The following is a 16563-nucleotide window of genomic DNA, read 5'->3' as shown; positions in this document are numbered from 1 at the left end:
TCATTCCTTGTTTTCCTTCATGATCGCAGGTGCCACCGAACTGTTTCCGTTACTAAAATAACTTGGAACATCACCTTCGATCAGCAGGCTTCCGACTGTCACTTCCTGACTCACCTTTGTCTCCTTCGTGAAAGAGGGGATGACGATTTGAATATTGACATCAAAGTCCACAATCAATTCATAATAAACATTATTGATGCCTGCGTTTGTCAGTTTTGTCCTCAAATCCGATTCAACATTCCCGATGACTGACATTTTCACTGGGATTTCTGGTCCGTAATTGGAAAGGAGATTATTCCCGGTTACAACACCAAATGGTATATAATAGACCACACTTTTATATTGTTCATCATTTATTTTTGCTGAACCTGTTTTAAAAGGGTTTCCCTGTTTGATGCCAAGTTTCTTTTGAATGTCCTTCGTTATGTTAGCCCGCAATTCACTGTATATGACCGGATTGAAGCTATAGGAGGAACTGGAGTCCTTACCACCCTTATTGTTGGTGATGATTTTGTTCATATCAACCTTGGCTATATTCTCATCAACCGATTCATGAATCGTTTCCGTTGCAATCCGTTTGATTTCATATTCGGCTACACTCATGATCACGGGTTCGATTGATTTGTCCACGTACCAAAGAGTCATGATGCTTGATATGATGAACAGGATAAAAGAATAGAGAAATACTTTCCTGGTGGGAAGAGGCCCCTTTTTTCGGAATTTCTTCGGTCGAAATCTTTTTCGGAACACGCTTTAGCCCCCTTTACTAATACCTATGCATCAAGTTTAGGGGTTTATGTTGAAATCAAAAAAAAAGCAGCGTAAAATTTACGCCGCTCACTTTCGTTTTTTAGCTAAATCTTTCCTTTCCCACAATCTTAAATAGGGGTAAGGGTCAAAGCTCCATTCTGTGATTCCATTGTCTTTGTACATCCCGTAATGAAGATGCGGTGGGAATTTTCCCGAAGTTCCTGGAGGACCGTAACCTGTACTGCCGACACCTCCGATGACTTGTCCGGGCTCGACGATTTGTCCGACTTTCAACCCTTTGGCAAAGCCGCTTAAATGGGCAAAGTAATGATAGGTATTATTTAAATCCCGTATCCCTATCCTCCAACCGCCAAATTTATTCCAGCCTTTCATCTCGATGATTCCATAGCTGGTGGAACGAACGGGAAGGCTATAATCGGCAAAAATATCAGTGCCCTCATGGATTCTCCTTCCGCCCCATCCACGAGCGCTTCCCCATGTATTCAAGTACGTATAATGAGTCCGTACTGGAACAGGGAAGGCCTTTTCATGTAAATCCAACCGGCCATATTTCTTATAAATCTCGGCATTGCCGATAATGATGCTGACTGCTTTATCTCGTTTATAATAATCCCACAAGCCGATCCGGATATTATCTTCATCTGCGCCATAAGATTGGAGATGCTTCGAAAAAGCATACAATCGATCGGTATCATTATTGATATCAGCTTTGCCATCACCATTGCCATCCTGGCCCAATCCATCAAAAAATGTGATCGTGAGCGGGTTCACGTCGTTTAAGTCAGGATTGAGGGCCCCGCTCCACTTTGAAGGCTCGATGTGGATGCCTATTAATCCCTTTGCCGGCTCTAAGTCCCTTCGTGCAGCCCTGAGGCTATGCTCATATTGATCAGCTCCAGCAAGGTAATACCACGGGATTTGGAGAGTAGCCTCCATATTTTTATATAGCTCCATTCTCCCGGGATAAGCATCTGGGGTATCGGCAGCATCAGCCACTTGGCCTGGTGCACTATTCAAAGTTAACAAACAAGTTATCGTAAGAAGGAATAATTTTTTCAACGGGGCAGGCTCCTTTCATGACATTCTCCGTAATTAAAATACATCAGTCCATCCATCGTTTATAGTTTTGCTGATTTAGCTATAAACATGAAAAATAAATAATGGGAAACCAACTATAACTTGTATAAATGCTTTTTTATTGTTAAAGTAGGGTGTGTTAATTTCTATAGAATGGAGTGGCATTTTCATGTCTTCTACAAATAAAGAAATTCTTCGTAAACCAGATTGGTTGAAAATAAAGCTTAATACTAACGAAAATTACCTCGGTTTAAAAAATATGATGCGCGAGAAAAATCTTCATACAGTCTGTGAAGAGGCAAAATGTCCGAATATTCACGAATGCTGGGCAGTGAGAAGAACGGCTACTTTCATGATCTTAGGTGAAATCTGTACAAGGGCATGCCGTTTTTGTGCTGTTACAACCGGACGTCCGAATGAATTGGACTGGGCTGAACCTGAGCGTGTTGCCGATTCCGTTGTTTTGATGAATTTAAAGCATGTCGTCATTACAGCTGTTGCCCGTGATGATTTAAAGGATGGAGGCGCTGAAGTTTTCGCTGAAACAGTCCGTGCCATCCGTCGCAAAAATCCATTTACTTCTATTGAAGTATTACCGTCTGATATGGGCGGGGTGTTTGAAAATATCAAGACTTTGATGGATGCTAAACCAGATATCCTGAACCATAATATAGAGACTGTCAGAAGTTTATCCGACCGTGTACGGGCTCAGGCCAAGTACGAACGTTCTTTGGAGCTTTTAAGAAGAGCAAAGGAACTGTATCCGGAAATCCCGACAAAATCCAGTTTAATGGTAGGTCTTGGTGAAACGCGGGAGGAAATACTCGAGACCATGGATGACCTAAGGGCTAATAATGTCGATATCATGACAATCGGCCAGTATTTACAGCCGACTAAAAAGCATTTAAAGGTGTTGAAATACTACACGCCTGAGGAATTTGCCGAACTGAAAGAACGTGCATTGGAAAAAGGCTTCAGCCATTGTGAATCCGGTCCGCTTGTCCGTTCATCCTACCATGCGGATGAACAGGTTAATGCTGCGGCTAAACATAAGCAAAACAAAGGTGAAGAATTATTGAAATAGAGTGAAATAAAGGACCGAAAAATTCGGTCCTTTTTTATTCAACGGTTATCCATTTTTTGATGGATGTTATCATGATGATCTCTTTTATCGTTAACCATTTCTCCATTTTCATTTTCTGCGTCACTCATTTTGTACCCTTGAGGCGATTTCAGCATTCTTTTGATCGTTTGTTCGATCGTATAGTCAATACCTTTGCTGCCGGATTTCACTGTAGCGAAATTCTCGACATCTTGGGCAAGGTTTTGATAATCATCACTGACGTAGACATGATAGTAGCGAGGCACGACGGACATGGCAGTTCGTTTAACTTGGTCGGCGGTTTCCGTCCGATCCTTGTTATTGGTATCATATACGACAAGTACTTCCTCATCAGTAACGAGTGTAGCGGCGTCATTGACATTTGGAATCTGAACACTCAATTTAGAAATGACATCAGAAAGTTGTTCACGGTCAATGGAAGCAGCTTTGTTGGAAATGTTACGGCCGTCAATGGTTGCACTATTGGTGCGGGTAAATCCAAAATCATCACTTTTGTTGTCATTATTACGATAATCCTCATCATAATATTGAGTTGGATTATTTACGTTTGTTGGGTTGCCTGCATTGTTTTTTGCACCGAGCCCCTGATCATCTTCATTATCAGCACATCCAGTTAGTGCAATAATCGAGCTTAAACCTATCGTTATTATCGTTTTTTTCATCAATAACACCCCCGTAACTTTAGGATGAACATATTTCTCTATTTTTCGCTTAGTAATTGATGGGGAATCAGTTATAATTTAAAGAAGGAATGTATATATGAGAGGTGAAAACAATGATTAACATCAATAACATGACCTATGAAATAATTGAGGATGAAAGGGAAGGCTATAACGAAGAAGCGTTTAAAGCCAGATACAGTGAGATTTTAACGAAGTATGATTATATAGTGGGGGATTGGGGTTACGGGCAATTGAGGCTGCGTGGATTTTTTGATGATTCCAATCAGAAAGCGACCTTCGATACGAAAATAAGCACGCTTAGTGAATATTTATATGAATACTGCAATTTTGGCTGTCCTTATTTCGTCGTGAAGAAAGTAAAGAAATAAAAAGGCCAGAATTCACTCTGGCCTTCCATGTTAAGAGTTACCATATCCTTTATATGGAGGCTGTTCATCTTTTTCTGGATCATCATGTGTCGGATGAGCACCAGGATATTGTCGAGGTAAGCCTTCGTGCAACGATTTATTTTCATAATTGAAGGCACTTTGATATCGTTGCCCTTCCTGCCACGGTGTGTTTTTATTCTGGACTGGTGCATCTTTTGCAATGGGTGATCCAAAAGGTCCTTCGGGAAATTCTTCAGGAATTAAATAATCCCTCTGTTTTTCGACATTGGAAAAATCGTGGTATTCTTCTTTGTCCAAGATAATCCCCCCTCATGTAATCGATCTTACATTCAGTAGGTTTTCCCGTTTAAGATAAAAAACTTCAGCACTCAGACGATTTCCATTAAAAAGTGACGTAGTTCCTCGGCTTCCGCTTCTGACAACTGAAAGGCATGCTCAAGATAGCCTTCCTCTTCTAAATCATCAGGCCCAATTATCGCAAAACGGTTACTCTGCATATTCAAAACAAGCTTCTTTCCATAAAACCGATCGGTAGTCGTAATGGCCAGATCGAATCTCGATTCCTCTCCCATGAAGCTTATGAACCGGGTTTTTGAATCAACGACGTCATTGTATAAATAAAAACGATCTTCCATAGTCTCATTCCCTTCTTATCTTCACATTTGTAGTTCCATCATAACAAAGTGACTTCAATAGGGGAACAGACATTTTTCTGGTCTGCTGGCTGGAGAAATTAATCCCTCCTCATGATGCTTCATGAATCTCCAGCAATCATTGCGTTCATCGATTAAATGAAAATGGTTAAGAATATAAATGGGATCATGAATTGGTTTTCTTGGAGTGGACGTCGGAAAATGCCCCCCTGTAGAAAAGGCAATGTGTAAGTCAGCGCTCCTGTTAGTAATTGGATGGTGCAATGGTTGTGGTTGAAGGAATTGAGAGGAAGGGAGAAGCTATGGTATTATCAATGAATAAGGTTGGTTCGGCACAGGGTTTTACCTATGCCGATCATTCAACCAATGATTCCCTATATCATCTTAGATCAGAAAGGATCTGGAAATAATGTACTTTGTAGACCGCCAAAAAATTGAACAAATATTAGGTTTTCTTGAAAAGCAGCTTGGACTTTTTGAAGGGCATGATAATTGGGATGGAGACCTTTCGGAACTTATCGCAGAAAGGCTGATACAAACTTCCATCGATTCCGTGTTGGATGTAGGAAATGCGGTAATTGATGGTTTCATTATGCGTGATCCAGGAAGTTATGAAGATATTATCGATATCCTTCAAGATGAAAAAGTGATTTCAGAAGAAAAAGCGATACAATTCAAAAAGGTTTTGCCATTAAGGAAAATGCTGGTTCAAGACTTCATTGAAGTGAATCACAAAGAACTGCATGCCGTATTTTCGGAAAATATCGAGGCATTCAAGCAATTCCCTGATTTGGTGAGGAACTATTTAACAAATGAATTGGGACCTGTATCAGCTTTTAAAAACTAGCAGCGTTAGGAAGGCGAATTCAAATGAAGTCGTATAAAGGATATTTAATTGACTTAGATGGCACCATGTATCGCGGAACTGAACAAATTGCGGAAGCGGCAGGGTTTATTAATGACCTAAGGAAAAGGGATATCCCTTATTTATTCGTCACCAATAATTCATCCCGGACTCCGGCACAAGTAGCGGATAAGTTAAGAAGCATCGGCATCTCAACAGAGGATGAACAGGTTTTCACGACAAGCATGGCCACTGCCAATTACATAGCCGAACAAAAGAAGGATGCATCGGTCTATGTGGTGGGTGAAGAAGGCATCATCGAGGCTCTTAAGGAAAAAGGAATGAAGCTTGTCGAAGAGCATCCAGATTTTCTGGTAATGGGCATCGATCGCGGCGTCAATTATGAAAAGTTGTCAAAAGCCTGTCTTGCTGTTAGAAATGGTGCTGTTTTCATTTCGACCAATGGTGATATTGCCATTCCTACTGAGCAAGGCCTTTTGCCTGGGAATGGTTCCTTGACCTCCGTTGTTTCCGTTTCGACTCAGGTACAGCCGATTTTCATTGGAAAACCTGAATCCGTCATAGTGGAGCAAGCACTAAGAGTATTAGGGGTACCTAAAGAAGAGACAATCATGGTTGGCGATAACTATGATACGGATATCCTTGCCGGCATTAATGCAGGGATCGATACACTGCTTGTACATACTGGCGTGACGACAAAAGAACGCCTAAAGCAATATAAGGAGCAGCCTACGCATGTGGTGGACACTCTCGACTTATGGCGTTTCGAATGAAAAAAAACAGGCCTGCGATTGCAGGCCTGTTTTTTTTCATGTCGTTTTATTCTGCATTTTCGGTTCTATGGGCAAGCCGGCTTGAAGCGGCAGCTGCAATCGCCCCAACGATATCATCTAAAAAGGTGTTCACCTTACCAGTGCTTTTATCGTTTAGATATTTTAAGATCCCCGGCTTTTGTTTATCGATGAAACCATAATTGGTAAAGCCGATTGATCCATATACATTCACAATTGAAAAAGCCAATATTTCATCGACCCCATATAGGCCCTCATCTATTTCAATTATGCTCAGCAGAGGCTCCTCGAGCAGTTTTTTCTCAGCTAGAATATCCAACTGAATGCCGGTAAGGATGGCATTTTGGACCTCGCGTTTTGAAAGGACCCGTTCGACATTGTGAAGGCAATCGGACATTTGGAGATTTTCATGGTAGCCAGATTGTAAATACATGACAAGCTCAGCGATATCCTCCAATTTCACTCCTCGTTCAATTAGCCATCTTCGAGCCGTTTTTTCAGACATTGATTGTTCAATATTAGCCATGTCATCACCCATTTCTCTATATTTTAAAGGGATAGTTCTAATGCAGGTAGTTTGATCTAATTAAAATGAAAACCCATGAAGGATGTTTTGATCCGAATTTCTAATAAGGTTTCGATAATCATTCAGAAAACGGGTTATTCCACATATATATAAGTATATGATGTCCAATATTTCTATTATATCCATTTGATGAAGGGGGCCATTCCATGATAGAAGAAATCATTTTTAATAATTATGGCATAAAGGTGGAGCTTGAAGAAGCCAATAGCAGGTTTCCAAGCTTCCGTTCAGGAAATATGGTTTACAGCATCGTTCCCATTGAAAATATGGAGCAGGAGGAATTAGTGGAACGGTATAAAATGTCTCAACATCTGATTTCTCAAGGAGATCGTCACGTATCCGCCTTTGTCCTTGCCAATCATGGAAGTTATGTTTCGGAAGCGGATGAACAATTATTCATCCTTCTTGCCAATCAGGCATTGGAAGGTCCGAAAAATTTCAACCCAGGACGACGTCTGGCAAGATTTCATCAGCGGGGGAGAAATATTAATGAAACGATTCGATCATGCTCAAGGATCGGAAAATGGAAAGAACTCTGGGAACAAAGGATCGATCAGTTAGAAAAGATTTGGCGGGATAAGCTCAACGCCCATCCTGATAACCAGTTTGAAAAATTATTCATAGAAACCTTTCCCTATTATATGGTCCTAGGTGAAAATGCGATTCAATATTTAGTCGACACGGAAATTGATGATACCCCGCAAATTGTCGATAGTGGAACGGTTTGTTATGAACGTTTTTTACATGATACCTGGAAAAGCAATAAGTGGATGAAAAATCCGTTCGATTGGGTATTCGACCACGGAACCAGGGATGTCGCGGAATGGGTGAGGGAACACTATTTTCAAAATGTTCATACCCATCAACGGGGCATCGGCCAATTCTTTCACGAATATCAATCCATAGAACATTTCTCCAGCTTTTCAGCCCGGTTGTTATATTCGAGGATGCTGTTTCCCATTCATTATTTTGAAACTGTGGAAGAGTATTTTTCAAAAACGACGGAATCAAGGTCGAATGAGTTGGAGGATAAAATATCTTCAATAACGAAATCCTCCCAACAATATGAATCCTTCCTCAAACATTTTTATGAATTGGCAGAGGTCCCGGCCAAGCAATATGATTTGCCTAAAATTGACTGGATTTAGATAAAAACGGGAAAGAAATATGATTCATCCTAACTTACTATGTTATGATGATAACAAGATTTTTTAGAATAATTAGATATTTAATCGCTACGGAAGGATGGGACCATGAAAAGATTGATGATGGCCGCCCTTTTAGCCCTTTTAATCATCCAAATGACAAATCTTGCAAAAGCTGAAACGAAAACAAGTTGCGAAGCAAATCAATTCAAGATTGTCATGAAGTCTGCTGCGGATGTGAAGGAAAAAGCGTCGGCTGCAAGCAAAACATTAATAACTTATAAGAAAAACAAAGAATTATCGACAAGTGGAAGAACTGGGAACTGGTATAAGGTCTGTCACTCTAAAAAGACAGCATATATCAATGTGGCAGATGCTAAAGAGGTTTTCGGTACCAGTGAAAAAGCCCTTCTAAAGAAATTCGATAGTAGAAAAGGCGTTAACCAAGTTGTATCGGTGACAGGAAAAGTGATGAGTGATACAAAGGTCACGATCCAAACGTATGAAAAGAAACAAGGGGAATGGCGCCGGGCATTGAAGAAGATGGAGGGTGTCATTGGGAAGAACGGCTTCACGAAGAGCAAAAAAGAGGGTGATGGAAAATCCCCGGTTGGAATTTATTCATTCGGTACGTCCTTTGGAAGTGGAACGAAGCCAGCCGGAATGAAAATGAGTTATAAGAAAACGACCAAATATGACTACTGGATTGATGATCAGACATCCAAGGATTATAACAAGTGGAAAACCTATAAAGGAAATCCTGCAGTTAAATGGAAGTCTTTCGAAAGGATGAATCATGAACTCTATAAGTATGGCGCGGTCATCAATTATAATACGAATCCCATCATAAAAGGAAAAGGCAGTGCAATCTTTCTTCATGTATGGAGAGGAGATACAAAGCCGACGGCGGGATGTACAGCCACAGCTGAAAAGAATGTCCTCAGTTTACTGAAATGGATGGATCCCGTGCAAAAACCACATATTGTAATGGGTACAAATGATTCATTGAAGAGCGTTAAATAATAATCATCAAAATGGTTTCCCATAAAAAAATCAGCTTTACCCGTTCTTACTCGTTCAAGGGATGGACGAAAAAAGTTCGTGCATCCATCTTTTCTAACTATTGATAATTATATGAATTAAACTTATAATGTCTACTATACAAATACAAATGTTTTCTTCAGACAAACAGTTTTTAAGGGGGAACCAAATTATGAAAGCCATCTCGATCGGTTTATTGGGGTTAGGTACAGTCGGATCAGGAGTCGTACAAATCATTGAAAGCCATCAGGACAAGCTCATGCATCAAGTGGGCTGTTCCATATCCGTTAAGAAGATACTAGTCAAAGACACGACGAAGGAGCGGCTTGTCGAGGTCGATAAAGGAATGTTAACTGACAATCCTGAGGATATCCTTTCGAATCCCGAGATTGATGTTGTAATAGAAGTGATGGGTGGAATCGAAGAAACACGCAGTTATCTGATAGAAGCTATAAAAAATAAAAAGCATATCGTTACGGCCAATAAAGACCTAATGGCTTTATATGGACCGGAACTGCTGGAATTGGCCACGGAGAATCAATGTGATTTGTTCTATGAAGCAAGTGTTGCAGGGGGAATTCCGATATTACGCGGTCTTGTCGATGGATTATCTTCTGACCGCATCACGAAAATGATGGGAATCGTCAATGGAACGACAAACTTCATTTTAACGAAAATGAGCAAGGAAGGCAGAGCTTATGATGACGTATTGAAGGAAGCTCAGGAGCTGGGATTTGCTGAAGCCGATCCGACAGCCGATGTAGGCGGATTGGATGCGGCCCGTAAAATGGCGATCCTATCAACACTCGGGTTCTCAATGAACATTGGTTTGAATGATGTTGAGGTACAGGGCATTACCGAGATATCCGAAGAGGATTTGAGATATAGTAAGAAGCTTGGATATACAATGAAATTGATCGGCGTCGCTTCCAGGGCAGGGGATAGGGTCGAAGTAAGTGTCCAGCCTGCACTTCTTCCGGAAGCACATCCGTTAGCATCGGTAAATAATGAGTATAATGCTGTATACGTTTATGGGGAAGCAGTAGGGGAAACGATGTTTTACGGACCAGGCGCCGGCAGTCTTCCTACTGCGACTGCAGTCGTTTCGGATATGGTGACGGTCATCAAGAATATGAGGCTGGGCGTAAATGGCCGCAGTGCCGTTTCACCTCAGTACCCGAAACAATTAAAAGATGCCACTGAGATTTTCGCTAAGTTCTTCATTCGATTACATGTTCAGGATGAAGTTGGCGTTTTAGCCAGAATCACGAATTTATTTGCAGAGCATGGAGTAGGATTCGATAAAATCCTTCAATTGCCTCTGGATGAAAAGGAATCTTCCGAAATCGTATTGGTTACGCACACTGCCACAAAGGCTGCATTTGAGCAAATAATACAGAAATTAAATGATTACAATATGGTAAGAGAAGTGAAAAGCACATACAGAGTTGAAGGAGAGGACATCAAATGAGCTGGCAAGGACTTATAAGCACGTATAAAGAATTTTTACCCGTTAATGAAAACACACCTGCACTAACCCTTTTGGAGGGTAATACACCTTTAATCAGACTGAATCGATTATCCGAAGAGTGGGGAATCGACTTACATGTAAAATATGAAGGGGCGAATCCAACTGGGTCGTTTAAAGACCGCGGCATGGTCATGGCTGTCGCCAAAGCGATAGAAGAGGGCAGCGACACGATCATCTGTGCTTCCACTGGGAATACATCGGCAGCTGCAGCCGCTTATGCGGCCCGGGCCAACCTGCGCTGTATCGTTGTCATCCCTGAAGGGAAAATAGCCATGGGCAAGCTTGCCCAAGCCGTCATGTACGGAGCGGAAATCATCTCGATCGAAGGGAACTTCGACCAGGCTTTAAAAATCGTCCGTTCACTTAGTGAGAGCTCACCGATAACTCTTGTGAATTCGGTCAACCCATACCGGATTGAAGGGCAGAAAACAGCGGCTTTCGAAATTTGTGATGCCCTCGGCTCCGCACCGGATATTTTGGCGCTTCCAGTTGGGAATGCAGGTAATATAACGGCTTACTGGAAAGGTTTTAAAGAATATAACGAATCGAAACAAACGGGCCTTCCTGAAATGAGAGGGTTCGAAGCTGAAGGTGCGGCTGCAATTGTCCGGGATAGCATTATTGAAAATCCAGAAACGATTGCAACAGCCATCCGGATTGGAAATCCTGCAAGTTGGAGCTTTGCTGTGGAAGCAGCAAATGAATCCAAAGGCAAAATTGATGAGGTGACGGACGAAGAAATTCTGGAAGCCTATCATTTCCTCGCTAAAAAAGAAGGGGTATTTGCAGAGCCGGCATCATGTGCTTCCATTGCAGGCATCTATAAACAATTAAAAAGCGGTGAAATCAAAAAAGGAAGTAAGATTGTTGCCGTTTTGACTGGAAATGGATTGAAAGATCCGAATGTGGCAGTCAATACAAGCACGATTCAGCCGACATTGCTGCCAATGGATGAAGAGGTCATTTTAGAACATCTGCAGGGTGTGAAACAGGCATGAGTGCGGAATCAGAGATGTTCTTGATCCGTGTACCAGCAAGTACGGCCAACTTAGGACCAGGATTCGATTCCATCGGCTTGGCGCTAGGACTTTACTTGGAAATACACGGATCTTCATCAGATCAATGGGAAGTCGTTCCACTTTCAGAGGAAATGTCTGTTTTTCCAACGGATGATCGTAATTATATCGTCCAAATTGCCAAGGAAACGGCGGCATCCTATGGAAAGGAACTTTCCCCATGCCGGCTTTTCGTCTCTAGCGAAATTCCACTGGCACGGGGTCTTGGAAGCAGTGCCTCTGCCATTGTGGCGGGGATTGAATTGGCGAACATCGTTGGTGAACTTCATTTATCCGAAGAGGAGAAGAATAGGCATGCTTCCCTCTTTGAAGGGCATCCGGATAATGCGGGGGCATCAGTGTATGGTGGATTGGTTGTGGGCCTGCATACGGAGGAAAGAACGGATGTCGTGTCGTTTCCAATCGAGGGAGTTAAGGTGATTGCTGTTATTCCCGATTTTGAATTGCTTACGGAAGATTCAAGAAATGTCCTTCCGAATTCGCTTTCCTATAAAGAGGCGATAAGCGGAAGTGCAGCCGCAAATGTAATGCTTGCAGGAGTTCTATCTAAAGATTGGAAGCTTGTTGGTGAAATGATGCAAAGTGATCGTTTCCATCAACCATATAGAGCAGAGTTGGTCCCTCATTTAGCGCTTATTGAAGAAGTTGTCCTCAATGAAGGCGGATTTGGTGCAGCCCTAAGCGGAGCAGGCCCAACTGTTTTATGCTTATCATCCGCAGAAAATAGTGAAAGTTTGCTCACAGTATTGAAGGAAAAATTTCCGGAATTTCTTGTGAGAGAATTGGAAATCGATAATGAAGGCAGCTATACGGCAACCCTTTCAGAACAGGAAAAAAATGAATTGAAATTTTTGAAATCGTGAGCCATGCTTCATTCATTGTCCATATAAAAAAGCTGACTCGCGTCAAGCCGTATCAATTTGATAGGGCAAAAGCCGAGTCAGCTTTATTTTTATTGCAGCCCGGAAAAGATTCCGGCCTGTATGAAAAAGGTTGAACGTGTATAGATGAAGTGAGCCTTCATCCATACGCTGTTGTTATTTAAAGGGCCATTAGAAAACTTGTTCAACTTCCACTACACCAGGAACTTCTTCAAGAAGGGCACGCTCAATCCCAGCTTTTAGCGTAATGGTCGAACTAGGACAGCTTCCGCAGGCTCCTAGTAATCGTAATTTTACAATTCCATCTTCTACGTCAACTAGTTCACAGTCACCGCCATCACGAAGAAGAAACGGACGAAGCTTATCTAGGACTTCTTGAACTTGAACTTCCATTGTTTGTTCAGACATTGCAATCGACTCCTTTCCTAATCATATTATAAAGCGAAGGTAGTAAAAAATCCAACTGTAACTTTGCGGAAATATAATCTATATTATTCTGGTATGATGGAAACAGGTGAAGTTTTTAAACATTATTCAAAATGAAGGAGGAAGAGTGTGGTAATGAAAGAAATTGAGATAGAAGTGTATGGTGCGGAGCAAATTTGCGCAAGTTGTGTGAATCTCCCTTCTTCGAAAGATACCTGCGAGTGGCTTGAAGCCGCTTTAACGAGGAAGTTTCCTGAGCAGAAATTCAAAATATCCTATATAGATATGTTTAATCCTCCAGAAACGCAAAAGCAAAAGAGCTTTGCCTTGAAGATGATCGAGGAAGATTTATTTTATCCACTGGTCCTCATCGAAGGAGAAATCATCGCAGAAGGAAATGTGCGTCTCAAAAAAGTGGTGGAAACGATGGAAAAATACGGATATACAATACAAGTATGATATATAATGGAAGAAATAAGAAAAACTGACCCATGAATGAGCTGCATGCAGCTCATTGGGCCAGTTTATAAAATGTAGCATAGATGGGTTGGAATCAACCGTTATGGTATTTATACATCCAGAGAATGCCTGATTTCATCAGGCGGGCCACTCTGCCGGTGATTGGGCGATTTGCAACAAGACCAAACCCTTGTTTCTTCCCAAGAGAACCTAATGTCCCTTTTAATTTCATTGTCGGGAAGCTTTCTGGAAGTGGTTCATTTGCCCATTTCTTTACAAGAACCTGTACGATTTGCTCAGCTTGGGACTCCGCTAATTGAGCACTAGGTGCATGAGGCAGGCTTGCGCAGTCGCCGACCACAAAGATGCTGTCATCATTAGGAAGGAAATGCTGAGGAGTCAGAACGGCTCTTCCTTGACGGTCTTTTTCAATATCCATATCGCGGATGATCTTACTTGGCTGGATTCCAGCTGTCCATACGATGACGTCGCTTTGAACGGCTTCGTCGCCATTATAAAGAAGGTTTGGTTCAACTTTCGTTATATTTGAATGATGGACGATTTCGATTGTATGTTTATCGAACCATGATTCGACAAAGGTGCTTAATCTTTCTGGGAAAGCAGATAGAATATGCGGTCCACGGTCGAATAATTTAACGTTTAAATCTGAACGGCTTTCAATCAATTCACTTGCAAGCTCAACACCACTCAGTCCGCCACCAACGATAGAAACGGTTGCACCGGCACCTAAATTATTCAAGGCTGAATATGTTCGGCGTGATTTATCGATTGTTTGGATACTGTAGGTATGTGTGTCTGCTCCAGGAATATTGTGGTATTTATCTTCGCAGCCAAGGCCAATGACTAAATCATCATAAACGACAGGATCTTGATTTTCTATAATGACTTGTTTATTTTCCATATCGATGGAAAGTACTTCTCCGTACACGTTCTTCAAGCGAGGATGTTCAGGAAATGCAACACGGATGTGCTGATCTGGAATGGTACCTGCTGCTAAAGCATAATATTCCGTTTTTAAGCAGTGATAAGGATTACGGTCGATAAGCGTGATGCTCACATTTTCAGGAAGCTGATTAGGCAGCAATCTTTGCAACATGCGCATACCACCATACCCGCCACCAAGTATGACTAGATTCTTCATATGATTTTTCCCCTTTATTTGATCTCTTGAAAAATTTGACTAGCATTTAACTATAGGATTCCCCCAAATGGTCCCCTTTAAAGTTTAATTAAATATATATACCCCAATTAGTAGCAAGAATAAAAAATTAGTTAATTTTCTTTTATTTACGTACCCCGACAAAAGTATAACGAATATAAAAGGAAATCACAACCGATATCTTGAAATCGGCTGATTTTTTATGCGTAAATATTGACTGTAGAAGGGAAAAGTAATAAGATGGTTTGTTAGTAACTGTGAGGTGAAACAATGTACCCGATTATTGAATTTTGTGTAAGCAATCTGGCCAGCGGCGCTCAGGAGGCTCTGGAAAGATTGGAGCGGGATCCGAATTTGGATATCATAGAATATGGTTGTCTGGGTTATTGCGGCAGATGCTCCAGTAACTTATATGCGCTTGTAAACGGTGAAGTGGTTTTTGGTGACACAACGGATGAATTGGTTGATAAAATATATAAGTACATTGATGAATTTGAAATGTTTTAATCATCAACGGCGAACAAAAAGGCTGTTCCTTCGTGGACAGCCTTTTTAATATCAGTGCTGCAGCAACGAGTGGGTTGTTAATTGCTGCTTGAGTTCCTGAAATCGGTCCCTGGCCATCTGGATGATGGAGGCTTCCCGGGCATTTTTTTGACTTTCGAACACTAATGAAAAATACTTGATGGCTGCCTTTTCATTTCCTAACCTCCTTGAGATGTCACCAGCGAGATAGAGGATTCTGGCTTCGGATACCTGAGTGCCGCTGAAGTCTCCTGTTGAATAGGATGCTTCATATTCCTTTAGGGCGAACTTCAAAAATCTTTCTTCTTGTTCCTTGCTTTTGTGGATCCTATATAACCATGCTATCCGTAAACAGATTCCGGCAAGGATTATATGTTTTTCCTTTTTTAAAGCTCCGCAATAACTCGCTAGCTTGTATGTATTGATCGCATCTTTAATGGATCTCTCCTTGCTAAAATGGTGGGGAACCCACTGGGAGCTTACTTTTTCCATAATGATTTCCATTGTAGTGGGGGGGAAGTACCGGGAGAAATCCTCCGAATACGAAAAGCCGCAGTGAGGGCAAACAAAGATATTGTAGTAAAGTGCGTTAACGGCTGAATCAGCATAAATGGGGCAAAAGTCCGTGTCATATTTAGAAACTTTTACAAAACGCGACCGTACCTTTTTAGTGGTTGATTTTTGCTTGCATAAAAGGCATTCCATGCTTTTATCATATAGAGGATGTATGCCTTCGATGGTGATTACCCCCTTACTGTAATTTGGGATTAGGTCCAATGGAACGGTTAATTATACCTACAGTCTTTATTATAAACTAATTTTTGTTGGTAAAATAGGTGGGGGAATATGATTTTTTCAAGCTGGAAAATTGAGCGTGGGAATTTCTTTGGTATATACTATAAAGAGTAATAGTTCTATCTCACATATCAGAAGAAGGAGGGATTTATTGTGAGTGAAGTTGTTCAAATAACGGAAGCTGCCGCTTTTCAGATAAAAGAAATGATGAAACAAAATGGTGAAGAGGGTTCCTTTTTAAGAGTGGCCGTTAAAGGCGGAGGCTGCAGTGGATTATCCTACGGAATGGGTTTTGAACAAGAACCCGGAGAAAAAGATAGCCAGCTGGAACAGTTTGAAATTAAGATCCTTGTTGATTCCCAGGATGCAGATATATTGAATGGAACGGTAATTGATTATAAACAAACGATGATGGGTGGAGGCTTTACGATCGAAAACCCAAATGCTATCGCTTCATGCGGTTGCGGGTCTTCCTTCAAAACGGCTAAAAACGCCGGTACGCCGGAGAACTGCTAAGAAACTCTTATCATTGAGAAAGGGGGGGCACTTTAACAAGTGTCCCCCTT

Annotated in this window: 20 protein-coding genes and 1 pseudogene; 12 read left to right on the top strand and 9 right to left on the bottom strand. The window is 41.4% G+C overall.

What is annotated here, in order from left to right:
* Together yunB and OSJ91_RS25630 are read right to left on the bottom strand one after the other, a co-directional pair.
* A complete protein-coding gene (yunB, locus tag OSJ91_RS25635; RefSeq protein ID WP_485890676.1) occupies positions 1 to 750 on the bottom strand; it encodes a sporulation protein YunB in 750 nt (249 codons plus the stop codon).
* 87 nt (positions 751 to 837) lie between these two features.
* The gene (locus tag OSJ91_RS25630; protein ID WP_350302970.1) at positions 838 to 1788 is read right to left on the bottom strand and encodes a M23 family metallopeptidase; all 951 of its coding nucleotides are present in this window, start codon (positions 1786 to 1788) and stop codon (positions 838 to 840) included.
* Between the two features lie 229 nt (positions 1789 to 2017).
* On the opposite strand from OSJ91_RS25630, the gene lipA reads away from it, so the two are divergent.
* Positions 2018 to 2932 carry a lipoyl synthase gene (gene lipA, locus OSJ91_RS25625; protein ID WP_063234033.1) on the top strand — a complete coding sequence of 305 codons (915 nt, stop codon included), beginning with the start codon at positions 2018 to 2020 and terminating at the stop codon, positions 2930 to 2932.
* 38 nt (positions 2933 to 2970) lie between these two features.
* On the opposite strand, the gene OSJ91_RS25620 is transcribed toward lipA, so the two are convergent.
* A complete protein-coding gene (locus tag OSJ91_RS25620) occupies positions 2971 to 3633 on the bottom strand; it encodes a YhcN/YlaJ family sporulation lipoprotein (protein ID WP_350300474.1) in 663 nt (220 codons plus the stop codon).
* A 113-nt stretch (positions 3634 to 3746) separates the two neighbouring features.
* On the opposite strand from OSJ91_RS25620, the gene OSJ91_RS25615 reads away from it, so the two are divergent.
* Complete coding sequence (locus OSJ91_RS25615) at positions 3747 to 4022, top strand: YutD family protein (protein ID WP_350300473.1); 276 nt, start codon at positions 3747 to 3749, stop codon at positions 4020 to 4022.
* A 30-nt stretch (positions 4023 to 4052) separates the two neighbouring features.
* Here OSJ91_RS25615 and OSJ91_RS25610 read toward each other — a convergent pair whose 3' ends face one another.
* Positions 4053 to 4340, bottom strand: a complete 288-nt coding sequence (locus OSJ91_RS25610) for a cytosolic protein (RefSeq protein ID WP_286197464.1) — start codon at positions 4338 to 4340, stop codon at positions 4053 to 4055.
* Between the two features lie 71 nt (positions 4341 to 4411).
* A complete protein-coding gene (locus OSJ91_RS25605) occupies positions 4412 to 4678 on the bottom strand; it encodes a DUF3055 domain-containing protein (RefSeq protein ID WP_098371475.1) in 267 nt (88 codons plus the stop codon).
* 427 nt (positions 4679 to 5105) lie between these two features.
* On the opposite strand from OSJ91_RS25605, the gene OSJ91_RS25600 reads away from it, so the two are divergent.
* On the top strand, positions 5106 to 5543 hold the full coding sequence (locus tag OSJ91_RS25600; RefSeq protein WP_101223642.1) for a DUF86 domain-containing protein: 438 nt from the start codon (positions 5106 to 5108) through the stop codon (positions 5541 to 5543).
* Positions 5544 to 5566: 23 nt separating this feature from the next.
* Positions 5567 to 6334: a TIGR01457 family HAD-type hydrolase gene (locus OSJ91_RS25595; protein WP_241592726.1), complete on the top strand. Its 768-nt coding sequence runs from the start codon at positions 5567 to 5569 to the stop codon at positions 6332 to 6334.
* Positions 6335 to 6380: 46 nt separating this feature from the next.
* Here OSJ91_RS25595 and OSJ91_RS25590 read toward each other — a convergent pair whose 3' ends face one another.
* Positions 6381 to 6878: a phosphatidylglycerophosphatase A family protein gene (locus OSJ91_RS25590; protein WP_063234039.1), complete on the bottom strand. Its 498-nt coding sequence runs from the start codon at positions 6876 to 6878 to the stop codon at positions 6381 to 6383.
* A 206-nt stretch (positions 6879 to 7084) separates the two neighbouring features.
* Here OSJ91_RS25590 and yutH point away from each other — a divergent pair, with 206 nt between their 5' ends.
* The 5 genes from yutH (at position 7085) to thrB (ending at position 12594) form a co-directional block, all read left to right on the top strand.
* Entirely contained in the window at positions 7085 to 8086 is a 1002-nt protein-coding gene (gene yutH, locus OSJ91_RS25585; RefSeq protein ID WP_485890675.1) for a spore coat putative kinase YutH, read from the top strand.
* 105 nt (positions 8087 to 8191) lie between these two features.
* Positions 8192 to 9106, top strand: coding sequence for a L,D-transpeptidase family protein (locus tag OSJ91_RS25580; RefSeq protein WP_350300471.1), 915 nt, complete (start codon positions 8192 to 8194; stop codon positions 9104 to 9106).
* A 190-nt stretch (positions 9107 to 9296) separates the two neighbouring features.
* A complete protein-coding gene (locus OSJ91_RS25575; RefSeq protein WP_350300470.1) occupies positions 9297 to 10595 on the top strand; it encodes a homoserine dehydrogenase in 1299 nt (432 codons plus the stop codon).
* Complete coding sequence (gene thrC / locus OSJ91_RS25570) at positions 10592 to 11653, top strand: threonine synthase (protein ID WP_350300469.1); 1062 nt, start codon at positions 10592 to 10594, stop codon at positions 11651 to 11653. Before OSJ91_RS25575 ends, thrC begins: the two co-directional genes overlap by 4 nt.
* Positions 11650 to 12594: a homoserine kinase gene (thrB, locus tag OSJ91_RS25565; protein ID WP_485890674.1), complete on the top strand. Its 945-nt coding sequence runs from the start codon at positions 11650 to 11652 to the stop codon at positions 12592 to 12594. The genes thrC and thrB overlap by 4 nt, the downstream gene beginning before the upstream one ends.
* Positions 12595 to 12783: 189 nt before the next feature.
* Here thrB and OSJ91_RS25560 read toward each other — a convergent pair.
* Positions 12784 to 13005 (bottom strand): annotated as a pseudogene (locus tag OSJ91_RS25560) (NifU family protein); the annotation flags it as partial.
* A 168-nt stretch (positions 13006 to 13173) separates the two neighbouring features.
* Here OSJ91_RS25560 and OSJ91_RS25555 point away from each other — a divergent pair.
* Entirely contained in the window at positions 13174 to 13497 is a 324-nt protein-coding gene (locus OSJ91_RS25555; RefSeq protein WP_350302969.1) for a YuzD family protein, read from the top strand.
* A gap of 94 nt (positions 13498 to 13591) precedes the next feature.
* Here the strand turns inward: OSJ91_RS25555 and OSJ91_RS25550 are convergent, their stop codons facing one another.
* On the bottom strand, positions 13592 to 14659 hold the full coding sequence (locus OSJ91_RS25550) for an NAD(P)/FAD-dependent oxidoreductase (RefSeq protein ID WP_101223635.1): 1068 nt from the start codon (positions 14657 to 14659) through the stop codon (positions 13592 to 13594).
* Positions 14660 to 14947: 288 nt separating this feature from the next.
* Here OSJ91_RS25550 and OSJ91_RS25545 point away from each other — a divergent pair, with 288 nt between their 5' ends.
* The gene (locus OSJ91_RS25545; RefSeq protein WP_063234046.1) at positions 14948 to 15184 is read left to right on the top strand and encodes a YuzB family protein; all 237 of its coding nucleotides are present in this window, start codon (positions 14948 to 14950) and stop codon (positions 15182 to 15184) included.
* A 51-nt stretch (positions 15185 to 15235) separates the two neighbouring features.
* On the opposite strand, the gene OSJ91_RS25540 is transcribed toward OSJ91_RS25545, so the two are convergent.
* Positions 15236 to 15979, bottom strand: a complete 744-nt coding sequence (locus tag OSJ91_RS25540; protein WP_485890673.1) for a DUF2225 domain-containing protein — start codon at positions 15977 to 15979, stop codon at positions 15236 to 15238.
* A gap of 171 nt (positions 15980 to 16150) precedes the next feature.
* Here OSJ91_RS25540 and OSJ91_RS25535 point away from each other — a divergent pair, with 171 nt between their 5' ends.
* Complete coding sequence (locus OSJ91_RS25535; RefSeq protein ID WP_350300465.1) at positions 16151 to 16513, top strand: HesB/IscA family protein; 363 nt, start codon at positions 16151 to 16153, stop codon at positions 16511 to 16513.
* Positions 16514 to 16563: the final 50 nt, after the last annotated feature.

Source organism: Bacillus sp. T-10(2022) (assembly GCF_056502895.1).
The sequence above is the reverse complement of the archived record's forward strand: the minus strand, read 5'-3'. Positions and strand labels throughout refer to the sequence as shown.

Bases quoted from the DNA above. Each gene is read 5' to 3' on its own strand.
- lipA (WP_063234033.1), top strand. From the start codon at position 2,018: ATGTCTTCTACAAATAAAGAAATTCTTCGTAAACCAGATTGGTTGAAA.
- OSJ91_RS25620 (WP_350300474.1), bottom strand. From the start codon at position 3,633: ATGAAAAAAACGATAATAACGATAGGTTTAAGCTCGATTATTGCACTA.
- OSJ91_RS25615 (WP_350300473.1), top strand. From the start codon at position 3,747: ATGATTAACATCAATAACATGACCTATGAAATAATTGAGGATGAAAGG.
- OSJ91_RS25605 (WP_098371475.1), bottom strand. From the start codon at position 4,678: ATGGAAGATCGTTTTTATTTATACAATGACGTCGTTGATTCAAAAACC.
- OSJ91_RS25600 (WP_101223642.1), top strand. From the start codon at position 5,106: ATGTACTTTGTAGACCGCCAAAAAATTGAACAAATATTAGGTTTTCTT.
- OSJ91_RS25595 (WP_241592726.1), top strand. From the start codon at position 5,567: ATGAAGTCGTATAAAGGATATTTAATTGACTTAGATGGCACCATGTAT.
- OSJ91_RS25590 (WP_063234039.1), bottom strand. From the start codon at position 6,878: ATGGCTAATATTGAACAATCAATGTCTGAAAAAACGGCTCGAAGATGG.
- yutH (WP_485890675.1), top strand. From the start codon at position 7,085: ATGATAGAAGAAATCATTTTTAATAATTATGGCATAAAGGTGGAGCTT.
- OSJ91_RS25580 (WP_350300471.1), top strand. From the start codon at position 8,192: ATGAAAAGATTGATGATGGCCGCCCTTTTAGCCCTTTTAATCATCCAA.
- OSJ91_RS25575 (WP_350300470.1), top strand. From the start codon at position 9,297: ATGAAAGCCATCTCGATCGGTTTATTGGGGTTAGGTACAGTCGGATCA.
- thrC (WP_350300469.1), top strand. From the start codon at position 10,592: ATGAGCTGGCAAGGACTTATAAGCACGTATAAAGAATTTTTACCCGTT.
- thrB (WP_485890674.1), top strand. From the start codon at position 11,650: ATGAGTGCGGAATCAGAGATGTTCTTGATCCGTGTACCAGCAAGTACG.
- OSJ91_RS25555 (WP_350302969.1), top strand. From the start codon at position 13,174: ATGAAAGAAATTGAGATAGAAGTGTATGGTGCGGAGCAAATTTGCGCA.
- OSJ91_RS25550 (WP_101223635.1), bottom strand. From the start codon at position 14,659: ATGAAGAATCTAGTCATACTTGGTGGCGGGTATGGTGGTATGCGCATG.
- OSJ91_RS25545 (WP_063234046.1), top strand. From the start codon at position 14,948: ATGTACCCGATTATTGAATTTTGTGTAAGCAATCTGGCCAGCGGCGCT.